The following is a 4,974-nucleotide window of genomic DNA, read 5'->3' as shown; positions in this document are numbered from 1 at the left end:
ACTGATCAGGTGGTTATACCGGGTGAAGGTGGCATGATCCGGGGCTAAAGCAATCCCGCCACGATGACGGTGATCAGGCCGAGGACAAGGTTAACGCCGATCAGCCTGCGGATGCTGTTCAGGGTGGATGCCATCCGGTTGCGGTCGGTGGTGCGGCGGAACTGCCGGTACGGGCCGAAGAAGATCGCCAAGAACACGGCGGCCATCAGAAGTCCTAGGCCCATCATTGCATGGATCTGCCAGGGCACGTTGGCCATCCCGCCCATGAGAAAGAGCATGGCGAACCCGGTGATGAGGATCACCGGCATGGCGTGCCAGATCACCAGGAAGAATTTCTTGAAAACCCGTGTGTGCAGCAGCATCCGCTGCGGTGCCTCGATCGCCACCATGCTCGGGCGCAGCACCACGTAGGCGAAGAACATGCCGCCTACCCAGACCACCGCACACAACAGGTGCAGTGCCTTGATTCCCGCGTAGATCGTCATCCAATCAGCTCCAGCAACTCAGTCAGCAAGGCACGTAGCTCATTCGCAGCCATTGAGCGAGGGGCGGTCTCGGTCACCGCGAGACCCTCGGCGAAGGCGGTGGCGAAGCCGGTGCGGTTGCCGATCGTTGCTGTGAGAAGCGGCCTGCCGTCGCGTCGAAGCTGAGCGGCAATCGTTTCTCGTAGCTTGCCGGCGGACGGGACGCGGTTGAGCACCAGAGCGGCCTGGCGTTTCTCGGCGGCGGCCAGCTTCAGCGTGCCCTCGGCGGCCCAGATGTCGGGCGGGCTGGGCTGCACCGGGATCAGCACCAGAGTGGCGCCACGGATCGCCAGACGGGCGTCGGTATCGATCTGCGGCGGGCTGTCGATCACCACGACGTCGTGGGCGGCTTTCAGCCGGTCCAGTTCCCCGGTCACGCGCCAACCGGACACATCGGAAAACGTCAGCTGCGCCGCGGTCGCGGGCCGTAGTTCGTTCCAGCGGGTCAGGCTGTGCTGCGGGTCGATATCCAGCAGCGCCACCTTGCGGGACGGCGCCAGGGCGGCAGCCAGGTTGGCCGCCAGGGTGGTCTTGCCGGTGCCGCCTTTCTGTTGCGCGACTGTGATGACGATTGCCATGCGAGGCAACTCCTGCCGATGGTGCGCCACAGTCCCAGAACCGCCGGTTCGGCGCCAGCACGAACGTGGGCGGCGCCTCGCTTTTCCGCGGCGGCGCCCTTATCATAGCGGCGTGTGCGTCGTCATGACGCCCATAGGGACACCCGGAAAGGGCAGAATGCCAACCGATCGACCAAGGGGCGCGCATTCCTACCGGCTCGATTCGCCGCGCTGCGATCAGGATTGGCAGGCGTATCACGGGATACGCCGCAAAGTGTTCCACTTACCCCGGCCAGACGAGCCGATCAGTTCGGACTGCCATCCGTTGCTGCTGTTCCTGGAAGACCAGCCGATCGGTGCGATCCAGGTGGACGATCTGCGCAATGCCGCCGCGGCCCTGCGACTGGTCGCGATCGACCCGGCGTGGCAGGGCGGCGGCCACGGGCGGGCAATGCTGCAGCACGCGGAACAGTTCGTGCGCGAATTGGGGTGCAGGACGGCGGTGGTCTACGCGACACCCGAGGCCGCCGGTTTCTATCAGACCGTCGGCTATGATGAGGAAGACTGGGACGCGGTGTGCATGGCCGGGATCGTACAGATGCTGAAGAAGCTGGATTAAGGCGTCGTGCTGACCGACCACGTCGCGCTATAGACCGGCGGCGATTTCTCCAGTTGCGCGACGACCGCGTCCAGCACGGCGGGATCGGCCGAACTGGGGACCAGGATCGCGGCCAGTTCTACCTGGGTTTCGGTTTCCGACAGGGTTTCGATCTCCAGGATCGGGTAACCACCCTTCTCCAGCGTTTCGTCGAGGATGTCGCGCGCGGCGGAAACTTTGCGGTGGTCGGTCACGACATGAACCCGGTAGCGTGCCTCCGTCGTGTGTGTATCGATCGGCAGGCGGTTGATGTAGTTCACCAGCGGGCGCAGCAGCGTGTTGCCGGCGACCACGAACACCGACAGCGCGATCGCCTCGGCCCACAGTGCCGCCCCGGCGAACGCCCCCACGGCGGCGGAACACCACAGGGTCGCCGCCGTGTTCAGGCCGCGGATCTGCGTGCCCTCCTTCAGGATCACGCCGGCGCCGAGGAAGCCGATGCCGGACACGACGTAGGAGATGATGCGTGTCGCCCCCTCCGGCCCCAGCAGCCGCGTGCCGAGGTCGGTAAAGGCGGCCGCTCCAACGGCCACCAGCACGTTCGTCCGTAATCCTGCCGTCCGTTGCCGCCATTGCCGCTCGGTGCCGATCAGCGTGCCCAGGACGAAGGCAATCGCAAAACTGGCGATCGTGCGAACGAACGCACTGTCGAGAAACCAAGCCAGATAATCGTGCGCCATCGCATCGTTCCAAAGGGACGGCGACGCGTTAGCCGAATCGCATTACGCCCGCAATGGTTCGGGAGGCGGATCGCGGGGCACCGGAAGCGGCTTCGGCGGCTCCTCGATCGGCACGGGCTGGTCGGGGTCCGGAATCGCAGGCGGACCGCCGGGTGGCGCCGGCGGATCCGACAAAGTGAGTGTGTGACGATTCAATGATGATCCGATTGCAACGGCCGAGCCGCGTCGTGGACCGTGCGACCGGCCATTTCCAGCAGGCGAGTGGTCGATTCCAGCGCATGGTTGATCGCACCGATATACAAGTCGCGCTGCACCTCGGCCACCTCGACCATGTTCTTGCAACGCAACAGGTCCTGCGGCTTGTGGGCCGCGTTCTCGATCGTCTGGTCGGCGATCTCCAGCCAGGCGTGCTGCATGGCCTGCAAACCGCGACCGAAGGTCAGATAGCTGGAGAACAGCGCCTGCACGCGTTCCGCCGACCGTTCGGAGGCGTCGCGATAGATGTCCATCGCGTGGGTCGCGGACGCCAGCAGATGATGGCCGCGGCCAAAGCCGATATCGGCGACACGGCTGCCGGCACCGGCGGCGGTACGCACGCCCATCAGCAAGACCTCGCGGCCTTGTTCGGCGGCCCTGGACGACAGGTCGGCCGCCACGTCGGCGGTTTCCATGACTGTTTCGGTGATGGTGTGAGAGACATCCCGGGCACGCTCCGCGCCATTCTGCGCGGCATGACTGGTTTCATGGATGGCATCCTTGGTCGCCTTGCCTGCTGCCTCCATGGCGGCCTGACTGGATCTGGTTGTCTGTTCGGCGGCCCTTTTCGTGGTCTCAGCGGTCCTGGATGTTTCTGACATGATATGTCCTTGCCGGAGATATTTCGGGTGCAGCGTCTAGACAAATAAGATGACACCGCGGCCATCCGGGTACGACCTTGTCGTTACCCGTGGCGCATCTGCACCATAGCGCACCCAACTGGATGGTTGAAATTCACGGACGCGTGACCCGGGGCGTGTCCGACAAGGCTCGTTCTGTTTCCGGCCCGGTTTCCGGTGTTGCCATCGGGATCGGACGTTCGGCCATCTGGCGGAAACCCTCGATTGCTCGGCGCAATGCGACCGATCGCTTACTTTCCGGCTCAAGAACGAACAGCACCAGCGAGCGGCCGGTGATCTCGTAAGTTTCATCCGTTTGAAATGATTCCTGGTTGCCGTCGTCGGGATTGTTGGTGTCTAGCAGGCAGCGCCAGGTATTGCCACCAACCACCTCGGGCATTGCGAAATTGACCACGTCGTGATGCGCGTTCAGCACAAGCAGCGCGGTGGCATCCATCGCCGGCCGCTTGATGCCGCTGGCCTGCGCCCGTCCGTCCAGCAGCATGCCGAAGCAGCGGGCATTGGTGTCGCTCCATTGCGAGTCCTCGATGTCCTGGCCGGATGGCGACAACCAGCGGACGTCGCGCACGTCGAGATCGGGATTGTAGGCGCCGCTCAGGAAGCGGGTGCGGCGCAGGATCGGGAAGGACTGCCGCAAAACGATCACTTTACGAACGAATTCGGCGAGGTCGACTTCCTTTTCGCCGAAATTCCAGTTGACCCAGCTTATCTCGTTATCCTGGCAGTAGGCGTTGTTGTTGCCGTCCTGGGTGCGGCCGAATTCGTCGCCGGCCAGGATCATCGGCGTGCCCTGTGCCAGCAGCAGCGTCGCCAGCAGGTTGCGCTTCTGACGTTCCCTTAACGAGATGATCTTGGGGTCGTCGGTGGGGCCTTCGGCGCCGCAGTTCCAGGACTGGTTGTCGCCGTGGCCGTCACGGCCATCCTCGCCGTTGGCTTCGTTGTGTTTGTCGTTGTAGGACACGAGGTCGTTCAGGGTGAAGCCGTCATGGGCGGTGACGAAGTTCACACTGGCCCAGGCCTTGCGGCCACGATGGGCGAATTCGTTGGCGGAGGCGGACAGGCGGGTCGCCATTTCCGCCTGCTTGCCGGAATCGCCTTTCCAATAAGCGCGGACGGTATCGCGGAACTTGTCGTTCCATTCGGCCCAGCCTGGCGGGAAGCGGCCGACCTGATAGCCGCCGGGACCGATATCCCACGGTTCGGCGATCAGCTTGATGGCGGAAAGCGCCGGATCCTGCAGGCAGCTTTGCAGGAAGCCGTGGGCTTCGTTGAAGCCGTCCGACTCACGCGCCAGGATCGTACCGAGATCGAACCGGAAACCATCGACATGCATCTCGGTGGTCCAGTAGCGCAGGCTGTCGGTGACCATCTGCACCACGCGCGCGTGGCTCATGTTCAGCGTGTTGCCGGTGCCGGTGTCGTTAATGTAGTGGCGCCGGTTGTCCGGCATCAGCCGGTAGTACGACAGGTTGTCGATGCCGCGGAACGACAGGGTCGGGCCGTTTTCGTTGCCCTCCGCGGTGTGGTTGTAAACGACGTCCAGGATGACCTCCAGGCCGGCGTCGTGCAGGCGCGCGACCATTTCCTTGAACTCGGAAAACACGAAGTCCGGCACGGCCGAATAGCGCGGATCGGGGGCGAAGAAGCCGATCGAGTTGT

General features: G+C 63.9%; 6 protein-coding genes. 1 reads left to right on the top strand and 5 read right to left on the bottom strand.

All coding sequences use genetic code 11. The annotated features are described in order from the left end of the window. Positions 1-44: 44 nt before the first annotated feature. On the bottom strand, positions 45-485 hold the full coding sequence (locus tag GSQ89_RS20060) for a CopD family protein (protein ID WP_158928454.1): 441 nt from the start codon (positions 483-485) through the stop codon (positions 45-47). Beyond that, positions 482-1,102, bottom strand: coding sequence for a ParA family partition ATPase (gene parA / locus GSQ89_RS20055; protein WP_158928452.1), 621 nt, complete (start codon positions 1,100-1,102; stop codon positions 482-484). Before parA ends, GSQ89_RS20060 begins: the two co-directional genes overlap by 4 nt. Positions 1,103-1,259: 157 nt before the next feature. Between parA and GSQ89_RS20050 the strand changes: the two genes are divergently transcribed. Next, the gene (locus GSQ89_RS20050; protein WP_158928450.1) at positions 1,260-1,700 is read left to right on the top strand and encodes a GNAT family N-acetyltransferase; all 441 of its coding nucleotides are present in this window, start codon (positions 1,260-1,262) and stop codon (positions 1,698-1,700) included. On the opposite strand, the gene GSQ89_RS20045 is transcribed toward GSQ89_RS20050, so the two are convergent. The 3 genes from GSQ89_RS20045 to glgX all read right to left on the bottom strand — a co-directional run. After that, positions 1,697-2,419, bottom strand: coding sequence for an MgtC/SapB family protein (locus GSQ89_RS20045; protein WP_158928448.1), 723 nt, complete (start codon positions 2,417-2,419; stop codon positions 1,697-1,699). The two genes, GSQ89_RS20050 and GSQ89_RS20045, sit on opposite strands and share 4 nt — an antisense overlap. A 191-nt stretch (positions 2,420-2,610) precedes the next feature. Further along, positions 2,611-3,276, bottom strand: coding sequence for a phasin family protein (locus GSQ89_RS20040; RefSeq protein ID WP_158928446.1), 666 nt, complete (start codon positions 3,274-3,276; stop codon positions 2,611-2,613). Between the two features lie 133 nt (positions 3,277-3,409). Then, positions 3,410-4,974 (bottom strand): glycogen debranching protein GlgX (glgX, locus tag GSQ89_RS20035; RefSeq protein ID WP_254073286.1); only part of this gene is annotated, 1,565 nt, incomplete at its 5' end.

Source organism: Acidisphaera sp. S103, from assembly GCF_009765975.1.
Taxonomy (GTDB): Bacteria; Pseudomonadota; Alphaproteobacteria; order Acetobacterales; family Acetobacteraceae; genus Rhodopila.
Note: the sequence above shows the minus strand (reverse complement) of the source record. Positions and strands in the feature narration are given on the sequence as shown.